Consider the following 15913-nt stretch of genomic DNA (forward strand, 5'->3'; position numbering starts at 1 on the left):
TTCCTGTTGACGCTGCTGGCGATCGCACTCGCCGGCCCCCTGCGCAAGGCCGGCGCGGTCGATGCCGCTGCGGTGCTTCCGCAGACCGTCCATTTCCCCTCGGCCGACGGCAAGACGCAGCTGACCGGCTATCTCTTTGCACCCGCCGGCGCCGGGCCACATCCGGCCATCGTGATGCTGCACGGTCGCGCCGGTCCCTATTCGATCAACGTCAACGCCCGATGCACCCAGGTCGGCCCCGGCGTCGCCTCGGCTTGCGACGCCGCCGCGCTCACCCAGCGCCATCGCGCATGGGCGCGCTACTGGAGCGAACGCGGCTACCTGGCGCCGCATGTGGATAGTTTCGGCCCGCGCGGCGTGGCGCATGGTTTCGGCCGTCATACGCACGGCGCGCCCGAACGCGCCGCCACCAACGAGCTCGATGTGCGCCCGCTGGACGCCGAAGGCGCGCTGGCCTGGCTGGCCGCGCGCAGCGACGTGGCGCGCGAACGCATCATGCTGCAGGGCTGGTCCAACGGCGCCAGCACCGCGCTCAACGTGATGATCCGGCAAGCCATGCATCCGCCGGCCGCTGGCGCCCCGGCCTTTGCGGCGGCGATCGCCTTCTATCCCGGCTGCGGTCCGCGCGCCCTGCTCTCGCAGTCGCCGCGCATCGACCGGCCGCTGCAACTGCTGCTGGGCAGCGCCGATGAGGAAGTCTCGGCCGAGGGTTGCAAGCGCGTGATGCGGCAGGTCCAGCTGGCCGTCGGCGCCGAACCGCCGGTGGTGACCACCTATGCCGGCGCGACCCACGATTTCGACGATCCCGGCGCCCGTCGCCAGGCGATCGAAGCCAACCGCACCGCGCTCGGCGACGCCCGCATGCGCCTCGGGCCCTGGCTGGACCAGGTGCGCTCCCTGCCCTGACGCTCCATACAGGATTGCCTCCCGGAAAAACGGGTGACGCCCTGCAGCAAAAATAATTCTCGACTAAACTGGTCGGGTTTTGCGGAAAAGCGCCTCCTGTTCAACGAAAACGCGTTCGGAACGCGCTTCCCGCCCCCATACAACAACGGCCGGCACGGCGCCACGGGAATGTCACCGGAGCACGGCCCTTATCCCCAGCCAACGCCAAGAAAGGATTTACATGACTCTCGCCAGCCAAACCAGCGACCTGTTCAAGCCTGTGCAACTGGGTCCGATCCAGCTGCAAAACCGTATCGCCATGGCGCCGCTGACGCGCAGCCGCGCACAAGCCGGCGACGTGCCCAGCGAATTCGCCGCCGACTACTACGCCCAGCGCGCCGGCGCCGGCCTGATCATCGCCGAGGCCACCCAGATCTCGCAGCAAGGAAAAGGCTATGCCTGGACGCCCGGCATCTACGACCAAGCCCAGGTCGCCGGCTGGAAGAAAGTGACCGACGCCGTGCACGCCAAGGGCGGCCACATCTTCCTGCAGCTGTGGCACGTCGGCCGCATCTCCCACCCCGACCTGCAGCCGGGCAACGCGCTGCCGGTGGCGCCCTCGGCCATCGCACCCGAAGGCAACGCCTTCACCGAAACCGGCTTCAAGCCCTTCGTCGCCCCGCACGCACTGGAGCTGGCCGAACTGCCGGGCCTGATCGAGCAGTACAAGACCGCGGCCCAGCTGGCCATCCAGGCCGGTTTCGACGGTGTGGAAATCCACGCCGCCAACGGCTACCTGCTGGACCAGTTCCTGCGCGACAAGACCAACCGCCGCACCGACGCCTACGGCGGCAGCATCGAGAACCGCGCGCGCCTGCTCCTGGAAGTGGTGGAAGCCGTCACCTCGGTGGTGCCCAGCGAACGCGTGGGCATCCGCCTGTCGCCGCTGAGCCCCTTCAACGACATCGCCGACAGCGACCCGAAGGCCCTGTTCAGCTACGTGGTGGAACAGTTGAACAAGTACAAGCTGGTCTACCTGCACGTGGTGGAAGGCGCCACCGGCGGTTCGCGCGACGTGGAGAACGGCTTCGACCTGCAGCTGCTGCGCGGCCTGTTCAAGGGCGTCTACATCGCCAACAACGGCTATGACCTGGCCATGGCGACCAAGGCCCGCGAAGGCAACCTGGCCGACATCGTGGCCTTCGGCCGTCCGTGGATCGGCAACCCCGACCTGGTCGAGCGCTTCAAGCACGGCGCCGAACTGGCGTCCTTCAACCCGGACACGCTGTACGGCGGCGGCGCGGCCGGCTATACCGACTATCCGGCGCTGAACCTGGCCTGATATCGCCCGCGCGGCAAGATCAACGGCTCGCCCCAGGCGGGCCGTTTTTCTTGGCGCCGCCGGTGCGGCGCGCAGCAATGCCTGAAACAAGCGCCGCCAACGGCTACAATGCGTGCAGCAGTCTCATCCGATGCCCCACCCAAGCACGACGACACATAATGAAAACGACCATCGCCATCTTCGCAGCACTGCTGTGCGCCGCTCCCGCCATGGCCCAGCAAGCCTCGCCCGACGCCGCCGGCAGCGAGCTTCCCGACCGCATCGTGGGCGACCTCGGCGCCGGGGTCTTCCACCTCGAACGCAACGGCCTGTCCAAGCACAGTCACAATACGGTGCTGCCTTACGCCTACTTCGACTATGGCCGCTTCTTCGCGCGCCTGGACACCTTCGGCGTGAAGACCGCCAAACTGGGCTACGGCTACCTGGAACTGGCGGGACGGATCAACTTTGAGGGCTTCGACGCCGACCGCGGTCTGCACCGCCGCTCCGACCCGATCCCGCTGGGCATCGGCACCTACCAGGAGACGCCCTACGGCGCCTTCTTCCTGAACGCCTTCTACGACTTCAACAAGTCGCACGGCACGCTGGCCGAGGCGATCTATGCGGCCCAGGTGGACGTGAGCCGCGTGAGCATCTATCCGCAGATCGGCGTGGAATACCGCAGCGGCAACTACAACAACTATTTCTTCGGCGTCGATTCCACCGAATCGGCCGCCAGCGGACTGCGCCAGTACAGCGCCGGTTCGTCGACCAGCCCGCTGCTGGGCCTGTCGGCCGACATGCCGGTCTTCGGCGACTGGCGCCTGAACCTGACCTGGCGCCGCAAGTGGCTGGGCAACTCGGTGGCCGACAGCCCGCTGGTCCACCGCAAGGTCGAAGACATGGGCCTGGTTGCGTTGAGCTACCACTTCAAATAAGCGGCTGCAACGCCCTTTCCCCGGCACTGCGCCCGGCGCGCACGCAGAGCAGAGCTTGAGCTCTTCGCTATGCGTCGCGCCTGTCGGCGGCGCTTGATGACCTTGCCCCTCCCGCGTCTGACAGCACAACGAAATGCGCCAGCTCATGTAGTGTTTTCATTGAGCTTTGCCTGCGCAGCCGCTACGCTGCCCATGTCGCCTCCCCCAAAAAAGTCGGAACAGGACAAACAGAATCCGGTACGCGCCACGATCCGGTAGAACAAATCAATCGCCGGGCTTTCCTCCCCCACTTGGGATTTTTCACTCAAACAAAGAGGTGAGTCATGCAAAAGCACTTGAGCAGCCTGCTGCTCGCGGTATCGCTTGCGGCGGCAGGCACCGCAGCCCACGCGGCGCAGATCAACAGCACCACGCCGCTGGAGTTCGAAGGAAAGACATCGACCTTCGGCTCCGCCTTCGACACCGCGCAATCCGGCCAGACCTTCCAGGAAAACTTCACGTTCAGCACCGCCGGCGCCTCCACGGCGACCTCGGCGGTGATCTCGATCGCGTTGAACGACGCCTCCGCCCTCAACATCACCGGCTTCACGCTGAGCGGCAACGGCAGCAGCTGGAGCGGCACCAAGTCGGTGATCGGCGCCACCCAGTACTTCACGCTGCAGGCTTCCAACATCGCCGCCGGCGACTACACGCTGGCCGTGACGGGAACCGTGAACGGCACCGCAGGCGGCAGCTTCGGCGGCAACATCAGCGTCGCGGCCGTGCCGGAAGCCTCGACGACCGCCATGATGCTGGGCGGCCTGGCGGTGGTCGGGCTGGCGGCAATGCGCAGCCGCCGGCGCAACCAACTGCGACAAGATCCGGGAGGCGCCAACCTGCAGCCGGCCTGAACGACAGGCCTCGCCAAAAGCCATACCGGTTCGATCCTGGTTGCATACCCGTTCGACACCCGTTTGCCTCCGACCAGGAGGCCGGAGCCGCCGGCTCCACCGACAAGACTGGGCCAGCCATTGCGGCTGGCCCGTTTTTTCGCCCTCGCCGCGCCATGATCCGGGCAAGGAAATGGCGCCGAAAACCGTTGCGAAATATTTCCCATGAGATTTTTTTTCGCAACCAGATGATGACGCCCGTCATCATTTCCACACTTAAATATTCCAGAACATTGCGACGCGGAAAAAATTAAGCACAACCATCGGAAAGCCTTAACCAGAAAGACTTCCAAGACTCCTACACCGCAACAAAAATTACGCTGGCAAAGTAAAAATCAGTTGAGATTTAATGACGCAGCAGCTAATCTCAACCGGTCTCCATCGAACAATAAATCCAACCAGAGACAACCTCGTTCCGGCCACAACAACTCAATCAGCTGGAACGTCCCTCCCCTGTTGTGCATTCTCAATTAATCGAATCAAGAAAGAGGTGTGTAATGAAAAAACTGATTAGCAGTTTGCTGCTTGCGTCCGCGCTCGTCGCTGCTGGTTCCACGGCCAGCGCTGCAGATCTCGAGCGTACGCGCACGCTGGTGTGGACCGACTCGACGTCGACCTTCAACGCCCGCTACGGCGACGGCACCACCGGCCTGACCTTCCTGGAAAACTTCAACTTCAGCGTCGACGGCTCCTCCTCCGTTTCGTCCGCGGTGGTGTCGATCGCCCTGGACGGTCTGTCGCGCCTGGGTATCGACAGCTTCACCCTGAGCGGCAATGGCCAGAGCTACACCGGCACTTCGCTGCTCAACGGCGATACCCAGACCTTCAGCCTGCGTACCAACGGCCTGACCGCCGGCCTGTATACGCTGACTGTGGCGGGCACCATCCTGGGTAGCGGCGGCGGCAGCTTCGCCGGCAACATCAGCGTCGCACCGGTGCCGGAAGCCTCGACCACCGCGATGATGCTGGGCGGCCTGGCCCTGGTCGGCTTCGCGGCTTATCGCCGTCGCCGTCCTGGCAGCAAGTCGGAGTCGCAAGTGCAGGTGAACCAGCTGATGCCGGCCTAAGCCGCCCGCATCAGGGGAATGCCTGCCCACGCAGGCGTTCCCCCTGAAAACATATCCGCCGTCCCCTCCCTGCCGCGACGTCCTTCGCCCACGCCTCCTCAGGCTTCATCCAGCAGCGCCACCGCATGATCGATCGCCACGCGAAAGCGGATCTGCGTGTCTGCGGCCGTCTCGGAAATCGTCTTCAGTCGCGCGCGCAATCCCCTGGTCGACTCGATCGGGTCGCTGCCGTCGCGCGCATTGCGCAATTGCTCGGTGGCATGGCGCATCAGCTCGCGCGTGGCGTCGTCGATGTTGGTTCCGTCCTCGGCCTTGAGCGCTAAGCCGCGCATTTCCTCGGTGTACTGCGAGATCAGGTCCAGTGCGTGTTTCATGGCGATTCTCCCGTCCGGCTTGCGATGGCGCCGCGAACGCGGCCCTGAGGGTTAGGCTCGCCGCCGCGCGAAAGATTCACGACCGTGCTGCAGGCGTGAATGCGGTAAGATGGCGCCCTTCGCCCACGGGCGACGCCACCACCGATTCACCACTGTCCTACACCCATGAAAATCGCCACCTGGAACGTCAACTCCCTCAAGGTCCGCCTGCCGCAAGTGCTGAAATGGCTGGAGGAAAACCCGGTCGACGTGCTGTGCCTGCAGGAAACCAAGCTGACCGACGACAAGTTTCCCGCCGCCGAGATCGCCGCGGCCGGCTACCTGGTCGAGTTCAGCGGGCAGAAGACCTATAACGGCGTGGCCATCCTGTCGCGTCATCAGATGAGCGACGTGGTGAAGAACAATCCGCTGTTCCCCGACGAGCAGCAGCGCATCATCGCCGCCACCATCGAAGGCGTGCGCTATGTGTGCGCCTATATCCCCAACGGGCAGGCGCTGGATTCGGAAAAGTATCCCTACAAGCTGTCGTGGCTGGCGGCGCTGCACCAGTGGCTGGAACAGGAGAAGGCGAAGCATCCGCGCATTGCCCTCCTGGGCGACTACAACATCGCGCCGGAAGACCGCGACGTGCATGACCCCAAGGCCTGGGAAGGCCAGGTGCTGGTGTCGGAACCGGAGCGCGATGCCTTCCGCAAGCTGCAGGCGATGGGCTTCACGGATTCGTTCCGGCTGTTCGAGCAGCCCGAGAAGATCTACAGCTGGTGGGATTATCGCCAGATGGGCTTTCGCCTGAACCGTGGCCTGCGCATCGACCACATCCTGCTGTCGGAAGAATTGACGCCGCGTTGCACGGCCTGCGTGGTCGACAAGGTGCCGCGCAAGTGGGAACAGCCGTCCGACCACGCGCCGGTGATCGCGACGCTGGGCGACTGATGCCGTTGCGGCGGCCTACTCCTGGCCGCCGCCCTCTTCCGTTTTTTTATTGCGCATGTTCTTCTCGAACTGCACGTCGAGCTTGCTCACGCGCCTGGGTTTCTGCGGGCCGTAGGCGTTGACGAAGGCGACGAACTCGTCCAGCTCCAGCGCCTCGTTGAGTTTTTCCATCGGATGGCCGGCCTCGCGCCGGGTCAGGATGAAACGCTCGTCGGAAGTGCGCAGCATCGAATACTGCCTGGTCTCGGCGCGGTTGTTCAGGCGCTCGATGGCGCTGGCGGCGCGGGTCGATCTCATGGTTGTTCCTCCTCAAGCTTGAGCTGCCAGTAGCCGACATCCACCCAGCGGCCGAACTTGCGGCCGACTTCATTGAACTGGCCCACCTTCACGAATCCCATGCGCTCATGCAGCGCCACGCTGGCGTCATTGGGCTGGGCGATGCCGCCGATGACCAAGTGCACGCCCAGCGGCCTCAGCTGGGCGAACAAGCGCGCGTACAGTTGCTTGCCGATGCCGCGCCCGGCGGCGTCGCGGTGCAGGTAAACCGAACTTTCCACCGACTGCGCGTAGGCGGCGCGCGGCTTCCACTTGCTGGCGTAGGCATAGCCCAGCACCTGGCCGCCTTCCTCGTACACCAGCCATGGGAACTGCGCCTGCACCTCGGCAATGCGCGCGGCCATGGCGGCAACCGGGATCGCCTCGGTCTCGAAGCTGACGGCGGTATGTTCGACGTAGTGGTTGTAGATGCCGCAGATGGCGTCGGCGTCGGCGGCGGTAGCCGCCCGGATAGGGTCGTGCATGTCTGGTCGGATGGCGGTCGCGGGGCGAAGTCGCCAGTGTAACCAAATCGGGGCGGCGATGCTCATCGACTTCACCGCCCCGCGGCCTCCCCCGTCCCCTGTCCATCCGCCCGAATCAAGGCCGCAACGCCGCCTTCACCTGCTCCAGCGCCGCCGGGTCCTCGATGGTGGGCAGCTCGCCCGGGTCGCGGCCTTCGCAGATGGCCTGGATCGCGCGGCGCAGCAGCTTGCCGGAGCGGGTCTTGGGCAGCAGGCCGACGAACAGCACCCGCGAGGGACGCCCGACCGCGCCGATCTGCCGGTCGACCACACCCATGATCTCGGCCTCCAGCGCCGACTTCTGCTGCGGCGTGGCGGCGGCGTCGGCATTCTTCAGGATGACGAAGGCGTAGGCGGCCTGGCCCTTGAGCTTGTCTTCCACGCCCACCACGGCCACCTCGGAGACGTTGGGATGGCTGGAGATGCTCTCCTCGATCTCGCGCGTGCCCAGGCGATGGCCGGCGACGTTGATGACGTCGTCGGTGCGGCCGAGGATGAAATAGTAGCCGTCCGCGTCGCGGATGCCCCAGTCGAAGGTGGAGTAGACCTCGCGCGGCAGGCTGCGCCAGTAGGTGTTGACGAAGCGCTCGTCGTCGCCGTACACGGTCTGCATGCAGCCGGGCGGCAGCGGGCCTTCGATGGCCACCACGCCCTTCTCGTTCGCGCCGCATTCTGCGCCGGTGGCTTCGTTGAGGATGGCCATCCTGTAACCGGCCATCGGCACGCCCGGGCTGCCCAGGCGGGTCGGTTTGTCGTCCACGCCGCGGGCGATGGAGATGATGGGCCAACCGGATTCGGTCTGCCAGTAGTTGTCGATCACCGGCACCTTGAGCGCATCGGAAATCCAGCTGGAGGTGGTTTCGTCCAGCGGCTCGCCGGCCAGGTACAGGGCCTTGAGCGAGGAGGTATCGTGCTTGTGCATGAACTCCGGCGGCTGTTTTTTAAGCACGCGGATCGCGGTGGGCGCCGAGAACATGCGCGTGACCTTGTACTTCTCGACGATGCTCCACCACACGCCGGCGTCGGGCCGGATCGGCAAACCTTCGTAGAGCACGGTCGCCATGCCGTGGATCAGCGGGCCGTAGACGATGTAGGAGTGCCCCACCACCCAGCCGATGTCGGAGGTGCAGAAATAGGTCTCGCCGGGCTGGCCGCAAAAGATGTGCTGCATCGACGAGGCCAGCGCCACCGCGTAGCCGCCGACGTCGCGCTGCACGCCCTTGGGCTTGCCGGTGGTGCCTGAGGTGTAGAGGATGTAGCTGGTCTCGTTGGACTCCAGCCAGGTGACCGGCACCTGCGCGTCCAGGTATTGCCGGCGCAGCGGCGCGTAGTCGGCGTCGCGTTCGGGCGTGCGCGGCAGGTCGGCCAGGCCGCGATCGACCAGCAGTACCCGCGCCGGCTTGTGGCCGGCCTGGCGGATCGCCTCGTCCAGCAAACCCTTGTACGGGATCACCTTGCCGCCGCGCGAACCGGCGTCGGCCGAGACGATCAGGCAGGGTTGCGCGTCGTCGATGCGCGAAGCCAGGCTGTTGGAAGCGAAGCCGCCGAACACCACCGAATGCACGGCGCCGATGCGCGCACAGGCCAGCATGGCGAACACTGCCTCGGCGATCATCGGCATGTAGATCAGCACGCGGTCGCCGCGCTCCACGCCCAGCGATTGCATGACGGCGGCCATGGCCATCACCTCCTGCTGCAGTTCGGCATAGGTATAGGTGCGCTCGCTGCCGGTCTCGGTGGACACCGCGATCAGCGCGGGCTGCTGTGCGCGTTGCGGCAAGTGGCGGTCGACGGCGTTGTAGCAGAGATTGGTCTTGCCGCCGATGAACCAGCGCGCGAACGGCGCACGCGAGTAATCCAGCGTGCGGGAAAACGGCTCTTCCCAATGGATGCGCGCGGCCTCCTCCGCCCAGAACGACTCAGGCTGCTCGATGGAGCGGCGATAGAATTGCTCGTATTGCATGATGTCTCCTCATGTCTTTCGAACTGGAATTTTCTGCTTGTTCTTGTTGGCTTCCGGCCGCCGCTTCTTATGGATTGCGCGTGCGTGCCGAAGGGGTGATTCAGTGTGTCAGGCCAAGCTTACTTGCTGCTGAATCGCGGCGGCATCCGCGCCGATGGCCGCGCGCCGAAACCGGCGCCGGCCAAGGCGATGGAGAGGACCGATGGAGAGGACATGCGCGGGCCGCGAACGCCGCCCGGGGAAGAGATGAGATGCGAAGCCCGCGCGCGGCGCGGGCGTCGTCGTCAGCGGACCTTGCAGTCGTTGGCGAGTTGCTGGCCGATCTTGGAATTGAGCAGCATCGACTTCGACGGAATCTGGATCCACACCAGCCCTTCGCCCTTGTTCTCCAGGCGCACCGCGCCGGTCGACGTGCTGACCGGGTTCATGGTGTACGAACGTCCCTTCCACTCCAGCGTCACGCCGTCGGTGACGCGGCCATCCATGCGCAGTTCCACCTTGTTGCCCAGCTCGCAGCTGAAGTTGCCGGTCACCAGCTGCGTGGCCCAGGTCGGCTGGCTGGCCGCGGGCGACTTCAGGATCTGCGGCAGCACCGGCTTGGTCTCGGTCACGGGCACCGGTTCCTGCGAGGCGCAGGAAGCCAGCAATGCGGCGGCGCCGGCGATCAGGCAAAGTTTGAAGAAGGAGGAAAAGCGCGTGGCGTTCAATACGGTCATCGGAATATCCAGGTCGGTGGCGGATCCGGATATTGCGCTGCAATGCATCCAACGCGGCCGGATCCCAAAGGGGCTTGAAGCAATCCGACCGCATCTTAGCAATTTATTGCAATTGTCTCGCCCCTCGGCGGATCTTGTTACAAATCCGCCGCCGGCCGCCGCTCCCGCCCGCCTTACTTGCGCTTGGCGATGGGAACGAACTTCAGGTCTTCCGGCCCGACATAGTTGGCCGAGGGGCGGATGATCTTGTTGTCGATGCGCTGCTCGATGATGTGCGCGGCCCAGCCGGAGGTGCGAGCGATCACGAACAACGGCGTAAACATCGCGGTCGGCACGCCCATCATGTGGTAGGACACGGCCGAGAACCAGTCGAGGTTGGGGAACATCTTCTTGATGTCCCACATCACCGACTCCAGGCGCTCGGCGATGTCGAACATCTTGGTCGAGCCGGCGTCCTTGGAGAGCTTGCGCGCCACTTCCTTGATCACTTTGTTGCGCGGGTCGGAGATGGTGTAGACCGGATGGCCGAAACCGATCACGACCTCCTTGTTCTCGACGCGGCGACGGATGTCGGCCTCGGCCTCGTCCGGGTTGTCGTAGCGCTTCTGGATCTCGAAGGCCACCTCGTTGGCGCCGCCGTGCTTGGGGCCGCGCAGCGCGCCGATGGCGCCGGTGATGGCCGAATGCATGTCGGAGCCGGTACCGGCGATCACGCGGCCGGTGAAGGTGGAGGCGTTGAACTCGTGCTCGGCGTACAGGATCAGCGAGGTGTGCATCGCCTTTTCCCATTGCTCGGACGGCTTCTGGCCGTGCAGCAGGTGCAGGAAATGCGCGCCGATGGAGTCGTCGTCGGTCTCGACTTCGATGCGGTTGCCGTTGTGGCTGTAGTGGTACCAGTACAGCAGCATGGAGCCCAGCGACGCCATCAGGCGGTCGGCGATGTCGCGCGCGCCGGGCGTGTTGTGGTCATCCTTTTCCGGCAGCACGCAGCCCAGCGCCGACACGCCCGTGCGCATCACGTCCATCGGGTGCGAAGCGGCGGGCAGCCACTCCAGCGCCGCCTTGACGTTGGCCGGCAGGCCGCGCAGCGCCTTCAGCTTGGCCTTGTAGGCCTTCAGTTCGGCCGCGGTGGGCAGCTTGCCGTGCACCAGCAGGTGGGCGATTTCCTCGAACTCGCAGCTGTCGGCCACGTCCAGGATGTCATAGCCGCGATAGTGCAGGTCGTTGCCGGTCTTGCCGACGGTACACAGCGCGGTGTTGCCGGCGGTGACGCCGGACAGGGCCACGGATTTCTTGGGCTTGAAGCCCGGTGCTGCCTGTTGTTCGCTCATCGTGTTCTCCTCAAGGTATCGTTTGTCGTGGTCTTGCCGATTGCGATGCGTTACTTGTTCTTCTGCTGCGCGAACAGCGCGTCCAGCTTCTGTTCGTAGCTGTGGTAGTCGATGCGGTCGTAGAGCTCCATGCGGGTCTGCATGGTGTCGACCACGTTCTTCTGGGTACCGTCGCGGCGGATCGCGTTGTAGACGTTCTCGGCCGCCTTGTTCATGGCGCGGAAGGCCGACAGCGGATAGAGCACGATGCCGACGTCGGCGCCTTTCAACTCATCCACGGTAAACAGCGGGGTCGAGCCGAACTCGGTGATGTTGGCCAGGATCGGCACCTTCACCGCGTTGGCGAATTTCTTGTACATCTCCAGGTCGGTGATGGCTTCCGGGAAGATCATGTCGGCGCCGGCCTCGACGCAGGCCACGGCGCGCTCGATGGCGGCCTCCAGCCCTTCCACGGCCAGCGCGTCGGTACGGGCCATGATCACGAAGTTCTCGTCGGTGCGGGCGTCCACCGCGGCCTTGATGCGGTCGACCATCTCCTGCTTGGTGACGATCTCCTTGCCGGGACGGTGGCCGCAGCGCTTGGCGCCGACCTGGTCTTCGATGTGCACGGCGGCGGCGCCGAACTTGATCATCGATTTCACGGTGCGCGCCACGTTGAAGGCCGACGCGCCGAAGCCGGTATCCACGTCCACCAGCAGCGGCAGGTCGCACACGTCGGTGATGCGGCGCACGTCGGTCAGCACGTCGTCGAGGTTGGAGATGCCGAGGTCAGGCAGGCCCAGGGAGCCGGCCGCGACACCGCCGCCGGACAGATAGATCGCGCGGAAACCGGCGCGCTTGGCCAGCAGCGCGTGGTTGGCGTTGATCGCGCCGATGACCTGCAACGGGGATTCTTCCTGGACGGCCTTGCGAAACGCTGCGCCTGCGGAGTGGAGAGCCATGGTGACACCTTTGGTGGAGGTTGCGGGATGCGGCCGGACTGGGCCGCGTTGTCTTTTTGCCATCCTGGCGCCGATGCATGAGCCGGCGGTCGGACGAATTGGCAGCCTGTATTGCAACGGCCGTGCCACAGGGCGGCGGCGAAAGCGAACCGGCGTTGCCGGGCGCCTCCGCCTGTGATGACAAACAGAGAAGAATCAAAGGCTTAGCCGGATACGCGACGGCATCCCAACGCGAAGACGGCGCGCAGGCAAACGCGGCCATGCCGGGATCAAAGCGTTTCAAAAGTGTTACATTAACGTTTCATTGAACGAATGCGAAACACCGAGAACGCCAATGAAACGCCCCGCCCCCGCCGACCGCGCCGCCGACAAACCCGTCATCTGGACGGTGTCGGTGTCGCGCCTGTCCGAACTGTTCCGCGACATCACGCTGGAGTTCGACGACCTGGCCGACATCGAGCCGATCCAGCTGGGCTTTGACGACGCGGTGCGCCACATCCGCGAACGACTGGCCGGCGAACGCTGCGACGCCGTGATCTCGGCCGGCTCCAACGGCGCCTATCTCAAGAGCCGGCTGCCGGTGCCGGTGATCGTGGCGCGCGCCAGCGGCTTCGACGCGATGCAGGCGCTGGCGCGGGCGCGCAAGATCACGCCGCGCATCGCCCTGGTCACCTACCAGGAAGCGATGCCGGCGCTGGCGGAGTTCCAGCGCACCTTCGGCCTGGACATCGTGCAGCGCACCTATGCCACCGAAGAGGATGCGCGCGCCGTGGTCAACGACCTGAAGGCGTCCGGCATCGAGGCCATCGTCGGCGCCGGGCTGATCACCGACCTGGCCGAAGAGGCCGGGCTGCACGGCGTGTTCATCTACTCCTCCGCCTCGGTGCGCCAGGCTTTCGACGACGCGCTGGAACTGGCGCGCCTGACCCAGCTGGAATCCACCCGCGGCCGCCACCTGCCGGTGGCCGACACGCTGCGCGCGCGCCACCACATCCGCGACCTGCGCGGCGACTCGCCGGCGATGGAAGCGGTGCGCCAGTCGATCACGCTGTTCGCGCGCTCGCCCGCCACGGTGCTGATCCAGGGCGAGACCGGCAGCGGCAAGGAACTGGCCGCGCAAGCCATCCACCGCGCCCACCCGCTGATGCAGGGCAAGGCGCAGGCGGCGCATCCCTTCGTGGCGGTCAATTGCGGTGCGCTGGCGGAGTCGCTGCTGGAGTCCGAACTGTTCGGCTACGAGGAAGGCGCCTTCACCGGTTCGCGCCGCGGCGGGCGCGCCGGGCTGTTCGAGGCGGCCAATCGCGGCACCCTGCTGCTCGACGAGATCGGGGAAATGCCGCTGCCGCTGCAAACGCGCCTGCTGCGCGTGCTGGAAGAACGCGAGGTGGTGCGCGTGGGCGGCACCCGGCCCATTCCCGTGAACGTGCGCATCATCAGCGCCACCCATTGCGACCTCGATGCGCGCGTGCGCGAGGGACGCTTTCGCGCCGACCTGTACTACCGCCTGGGCGTGCTGCGCCTGCGGCTGCCGCCGCTGCGCGAACGCCGCGAAGACATCCCGGCGCTGGCCGAATGGCATCTCAAGCACGCGCTGGCGGCGCTCGATGTGCGCCCGCACGCCAACCTGAGCGCCGAGATCGCGCGCTGCGGACCGCTGCTGGCCTCATACGCCTGGCCGGGGAATGTGCGTGAGCTGCGCAACATGATGGAGAGGCTGGCGCTGTTCCTGGCGGCCGAGCCGCTGCAGGCGCTCACGCCCGCGCTGATCCTGGCGGTGGCGCCTGAAATCACATCGGCGCACGGCATGCCGCCGGCCCTGGACACACCCGCTGCGCCCACAGCCGGCGCCGACGACATCCGCGCTGCACTGCAGCGTCATCGCGGCAACCGCGCGGCGGCGGCGCGCCAGCTGGGCATCAGCCGGACCACGTTGTGGCGCAAGCTGAAAGAAGACGGTGGCGATGGCGCCTGACCGTCGTCATCATCGTCATCGTCATCGTCATCGTCATCGTCATCGTCGGCGGCGCAAGCAGCGCGCGGCTGCTGTCCCGGCGAATCGTGGTCATCACCCTCGAATACCTGCCGTTCATGCGGTCGTAAATTGTTTACGCCGAATGAAATTCTTCATTCTTTCCCGTCACCTGATAATCCTGCGGCGTCGCTTCTTGACAGCAACTCAAGCCCCCGCCTATGCTCGGCCGCTGTAACGGCGCATGCCGTTCCCGGGGCGAGAATCGACAACAAACTCGGGCGGACGGGATCCGCCCCTTCCGGTGAGGCCATCGAGCCCGCTCCTACACATCCACAGGCACCACTCAAACAGGGAGAATCCATGTCCAGCACCACCGTTTCGCCAGCGGCAGAACACACGCATCCGCAGGCCCGGCGCGCCATCGTCTCATCGTCCATCGGCAACGCGCTCGAATGGTTCGACATCCTGATCTACGGCGCCTTCGCGGTCGTGATCGCCAAGCAGTTCTTCCCGACCGGGAACGACACCGTCTCGCTGCTGCTGACCTTCGGCACCTTCGGCGTGTCCTTCTTCATGCGTCCGCTGGGCGCGGTGGTGCTGGGCGCCTACTCCGACCGCGTGGGCCGCAAGGCGGCGCTGATGCTGTCCATCATGCTGATGACCATCGGCACGGCCATGATCGCCTTCATGCCCAACTATGAAACCATCGGCCTGCTGGCCCCGGCCGGCATCGCGCTGGGCAAGATGATCCAGGGCTTCTCGGCCGGCGGCGAATTCGGCAGCTCGACCGCCTTCCTGGTCGAACATGCGCCGCACCGCCGTGGTTTCTTCTCCAGCTGGCAGGTCGCCAGCCAGGGCATCAGCCTGCTGCTGGCGGCGGTCTTCGGCGCCGTGCTCAACAACATGCTCACGCCTGAACAACTGGCCTCCTGGGGCTGGCGCGTGCCGTTCTTCTTCGGCCTGCTGATCGCGCCGGCCGGCATCTATATCCGCCGCCACCTGGACGAAGCGCCCGAGTTCAAGGACTCCACCGAACGCACCGATGCCCCGCTGCGCGACACCTTCTCCAGCCAGAAGCTGCGCCTGCTGATCGGCGCCGGCAGCGTGATCATGGCCACCGTCTCGGTCTACCTGTCGCTGTACATCCCGACCTACGCGGTCAAGCAGCTGGGCCTGCCGGCCTGGTCGTCGTTCGCCGCGATGTCGGTGGCCGGCCTGATCATGGCGGTGGGTTCGCCGCTGGTGGGCGCCTGGTCGGACAAGATCGGTCGCACCCCCTTCATGATCACCAGCAGCGCGCTCTACATCGTGCTGACCTATCCGATGTTCGTGTTCCTGACCAACTCGCCGGGCTTCCTGCAGCTGTTGCTGCTGCAGACCGTGATCGGCGTGCTGATGACCATGTACTTCGCGGCGATGCCGGCGCTGCTGGCCGACATCTTCCCGGTCGCCACCCGCGGCACCGGCATGTCGCTGGCGTATAACATCGCGGTGACCATCTTCGGCGGCTTCGCCGGCCTGATCATCACCTGGCTGATCGACTTCACCGGCGACAAGCTGTCGGTGAGCTACTTCGTGATCTTCGGCGCGGCATTGAGCCTGATCGCCAGCCTGGCGGCGCGCACCGTGCTGCGCCTGCGCTGAGCGTTGCATCCGGCGCCGCCTGTGCGGCGCCCGGCAAATAAAAATGGCCCGGATCGCAAT

The 15913-nt window shown here is 65.5% G+C and carries 16 protein-coding genes; 9 read left to right on the forward strand and 7 right to left on the reverse strand.

What is annotated here, in order from left to right; genetic code table 11:
* The first annotated feature begins 6 nt into the window (after positions 1-6).
* From CEJ42_RS04180 to CEJ42_RS04200, 5 genes are all read left to right on the forward strand, one after another.
* Positions 7-906 (forward strand): dienelactone hydrolase family protein, encoded by a 900-nt coding sequence (locus tag CEJ42_RS04180; protein WP_243397771.1) that lies wholly within the window; start codon positions 7-9, stop codon positions 904-906.
* 220 nt (positions 907-1126) lie between these two features.
* The gene (locus tag CEJ42_RS04185) at positions 1127-2227 is read left to right on the forward strand and encodes an alkene reductase (RefSeq protein ID WP_079215572.1); all 1101 of its coding nucleotides are present in this window, start codon (positions 1127-1129) and stop codon (positions 2225-2227) included.
* 158 nt (positions 2228-2385) lie between these two features.
* Positions 2386-3144 (forward strand): MipA/OmpV family protein, encoded by a 759-nt coding sequence (locus tag CEJ42_RS04190; RefSeq protein ID WP_079215573.1) that lies wholly within the window; start codon positions 2386-2388, stop codon positions 3142-3144.
* Between the two features lie 323 nt (positions 3145-3467).
* Entirely contained in the window at positions 3468-4034 is a 567-nt protein-coding gene (locus CEJ42_RS04195) for an FxDxF family PEP-CTERM protein (RefSeq protein ID WP_088750096.1), read from the forward strand.
* A 536-nt stretch (positions 4035-4570) separates the two neighbouring features.
* A complete protein-coding gene (locus CEJ42_RS04200; RefSeq protein WP_079215575.1) occupies positions 4571-5140 on the forward strand; it encodes an FxDxF family PEP-CTERM protein in 570 nt (189 codons plus the stop codon).
* 98 nt (positions 5141-5238) lie between these two features.
* Here the strand turns inward: CEJ42_RS04200 and CEJ42_RS04205 are convergent, their stop codons facing one another.
* Positions 5239-5514, reverse strand: coding sequence for a hypothetical protein (locus CEJ42_RS04205; RefSeq protein WP_088750097.1), 276 nt, complete (start codon positions 5512-5514; stop codon positions 5239-5241).
* Between the two features lie 165 nt (positions 5515-5679).
* Between CEJ42_RS04205 and xth the strand changes: the two genes are divergently transcribed.
* On the forward strand, positions 5680-6447 hold the full coding sequence (gene xth / locus CEJ42_RS04210; RefSeq protein ID WP_088750098.1) for an exodeoxyribonuclease III: 768 nt from the start codon (positions 5680-5682) through the stop codon (positions 6445-6447).
* A gap of 15 nt (positions 6448-6462) precedes the next feature.
* On the opposite strand, the gene CEJ42_RS04215 is transcribed toward xth, so the two are convergent.
* The 6 genes from CEJ42_RS04215 to prpB all read right to left on the reverse strand — a co-directional run bounded on the left by CEJ42_RS04215 (position 6463) and on the right by prpB (position 12237).
* Positions 6463-6744: a hypothetical protein gene (locus CEJ42_RS04215; protein ID WP_088750099.1), complete on the reverse strand. Its 282-nt coding sequence runs from the start codon at positions 6742-6744 to the stop codon at positions 6463-6465.
* Positions 6741-7247 carry an arsinothricin resistance N-acetyltransferase ArsN1 family B gene (locus CEJ42_RS04220; RefSeq protein WP_088750100.1) on the reverse strand — a complete coding sequence of 169 codons (507 nt, stop codon included), beginning with the start codon at positions 7245-7247 and terminating at the stop codon, positions 6741-6743. Before CEJ42_RS04220 ends, CEJ42_RS04215 begins: the two co-directional genes overlap by 4 nt.
* A gap of 115 nt (positions 7248-7362) precedes the next feature.
* Complete coding sequence (locus CEJ42_RS04225; RefSeq protein WP_088750101.1) at positions 7363-9249, reverse strand: propionate--CoA ligase; 1887 nt, start codon at positions 9247-9249, stop codon at positions 7363-7365.
* A gap of 284 nt (positions 9250-9533) precedes the next feature.
* Positions 9534-9965 carry a hypothetical protein gene (locus CEJ42_RS04230; RefSeq protein WP_079215581.1) on the reverse strand — a complete coding sequence of 144 codons (432 nt, stop codon included), beginning with the start codon at positions 9963-9965 and terminating at the stop codon, positions 9534-9536.
* A 173-nt stretch (positions 9966-10138) separates the two neighbouring features.
* Positions 10139-11296: a bifunctional 2-methylcitrate synthase/citrate synthase gene (gene prpC, locus CEJ42_RS04235; protein ID WP_079215582.1), complete on the reverse strand. Its 1158-nt coding sequence runs from the start codon at positions 11294-11296 to the stop codon at positions 10139-10141.
* Between the two features lie 50 nt (positions 11297-11346).
* Complete coding sequence (gene prpB, locus CEJ42_RS04240) at positions 11347-12237, reverse strand: methylisocitrate lyase (protein WP_088750102.1); 891 nt, start codon at positions 12235-12237, stop codon at positions 11347-11349.
* Positions 12238-12571: 334 nt separating this feature from the next.
* Here prpB and prpR point away from each other — a divergent pair, with 334 nt between their 5' ends.
* The 3 genes from prpR to CEJ42_RS04250 all read left to right on the forward strand — a co-directional run bounded on the left by prpR (position 12572) and on the right by CEJ42_RS04250 (position 15853).
* A complete protein-coding gene (prpR, locus tag CEJ42_RS04245) occupies positions 12572-14209 on the forward strand; it encodes a propionate catabolism operon regulatory protein PrpR (protein ID WP_088750103.1) in 1638 nt (545 codons plus the stop codon).
* A complete protein-coding gene (locus CEJ42_RS24940) occupies positions 14170-14337 on the forward strand; it encodes a hypothetical protein (RefSeq protein ID WP_165774380.1) in 168 nt (55 codons plus the stop codon). The genes prpR and CEJ42_RS24940 overlap by 40 nt, the downstream gene beginning before the upstream one ends.
* A gap of 232 nt (positions 14338-14569) precedes the next feature.
* Positions 14570-15853 carry an MFS transporter gene (locus tag CEJ42_RS04250; RefSeq protein ID WP_079215585.1) on the forward strand — a complete coding sequence of 428 codons (1284 nt, stop codon included), beginning with the start codon at positions 14570-14572 and terminating at the stop codon, positions 15851-15853.
* Positions 15854-15913: the final 60 nt, after the last annotated feature.

Origin of the sequence: Herbaspirillum robiniae (genome assembly GCF_002213415.1) — a bacterium.
In the GTDB taxonomy this organism is placed as follows: Bacteria; Pseudomonadota; Gammaproteobacteria; order Burkholderiales; family Burkholderiaceae_D; genus Herbaspirillum; species Herbaspirillum robiniae.

What these genes read in the sequence shown, in the direction of transcription:
- CEJ42_RS04185 (WP_079215572.1), top strand. Translation starts at nt 1,127, where the DNA reads ATGACTCTCGCCAGCCAAACCAGCGACCTGTTCAAGCCTGTGCAACTG.
- CEJ42_RS04190 (WP_079215573.1), top strand. Translation starts at nt 2,386, where the DNA reads ATGAAAACGACCATCGCCATCTTCGCAGCACTGCTGTGCGCCGCTCCC.
- CEJ42_RS04195 (WP_088750096.1), top strand. Translation starts at nt 3,468, where the DNA reads ATGCAAAAGCACTTGAGCAGCCTGCTGCTCGCGGTATCGCTTGCGGCG.
- CEJ42_RS04200 (WP_079215575.1), top strand. Translation starts at nt 4,571, where the DNA reads ATGAAAAAACTGATTAGCAGTTTGCTGCTTGCGTCCGCGCTCGTCGCT.
- CEJ42_RS04205 (WP_088750097.1), bottom strand. Translation starts at nt 5,514, where the DNA reads ATGAAACACGCACTGGACCTGATCTCGCAGTACACCGAGGAAATGCGC.
- xth (WP_088750098.1), top strand. Translation starts at nt 5,680, where the DNA reads ATGAAAATCGCCACCTGGAACGTCAACTCCCTCAAGGTCCGCCTGCCG.
- CEJ42_RS04215 (WP_088750099.1), bottom strand. Translation starts at nt 6,744, where the DNA reads ATGAGATCGACCCGCGCCGCCAGCGCCATCGAGCGCCTGAACAACCGC.
- CEJ42_RS04220 (WP_088750100.1), bottom strand. Translation starts at nt 7,247, where the DNA reads ATGCACGACCCTATCCGGGCGGCTACCGCCGCCGACGCCGACGCCATC.
- CEJ42_RS04225 (WP_088750101.1), bottom strand. Translation starts at nt 9,249, where the DNA reads ATGCAATACGAGCAATTCTATCGCCGCTCCATCGAGCAGCCTGAGTCG.
- CEJ42_RS04230 (WP_079215581.1), bottom strand. Translation starts at nt 9,965, where the DNA reads ATGACCGTATTGAACGCCACGCGCTTTTCCTCCTTCTTCAAACTTTGC.
- prpC (WP_079215582.1), bottom strand. Translation starts at nt 11,296, where the DNA reads ATGAGCGAACAACAGGCAGCACCGGGCTTCAAGCCCAAGAAATCCGTG.
- prpB (WP_088750102.1), bottom strand. Translation starts at nt 12,237, where the DNA reads ATGGCTCTCCACTCCGCAGGCGCAGCGTTTCGCAAGGCCGTCCAGGAA.
- prpR (WP_088750103.1), top strand. Translation starts at nt 12,572, where the DNA reads ATGAAACGCCCCGCCCCCGCCGACCGCGCCGCCGACAAACCCGTCATC.
- CEJ42_RS04250 (WP_079215585.1), top strand. Translation starts at nt 14,570, where the DNA reads ATGTCCAGCACCACCGTTTCGCCAGCGGCAGAACACACGCATCCGCAG.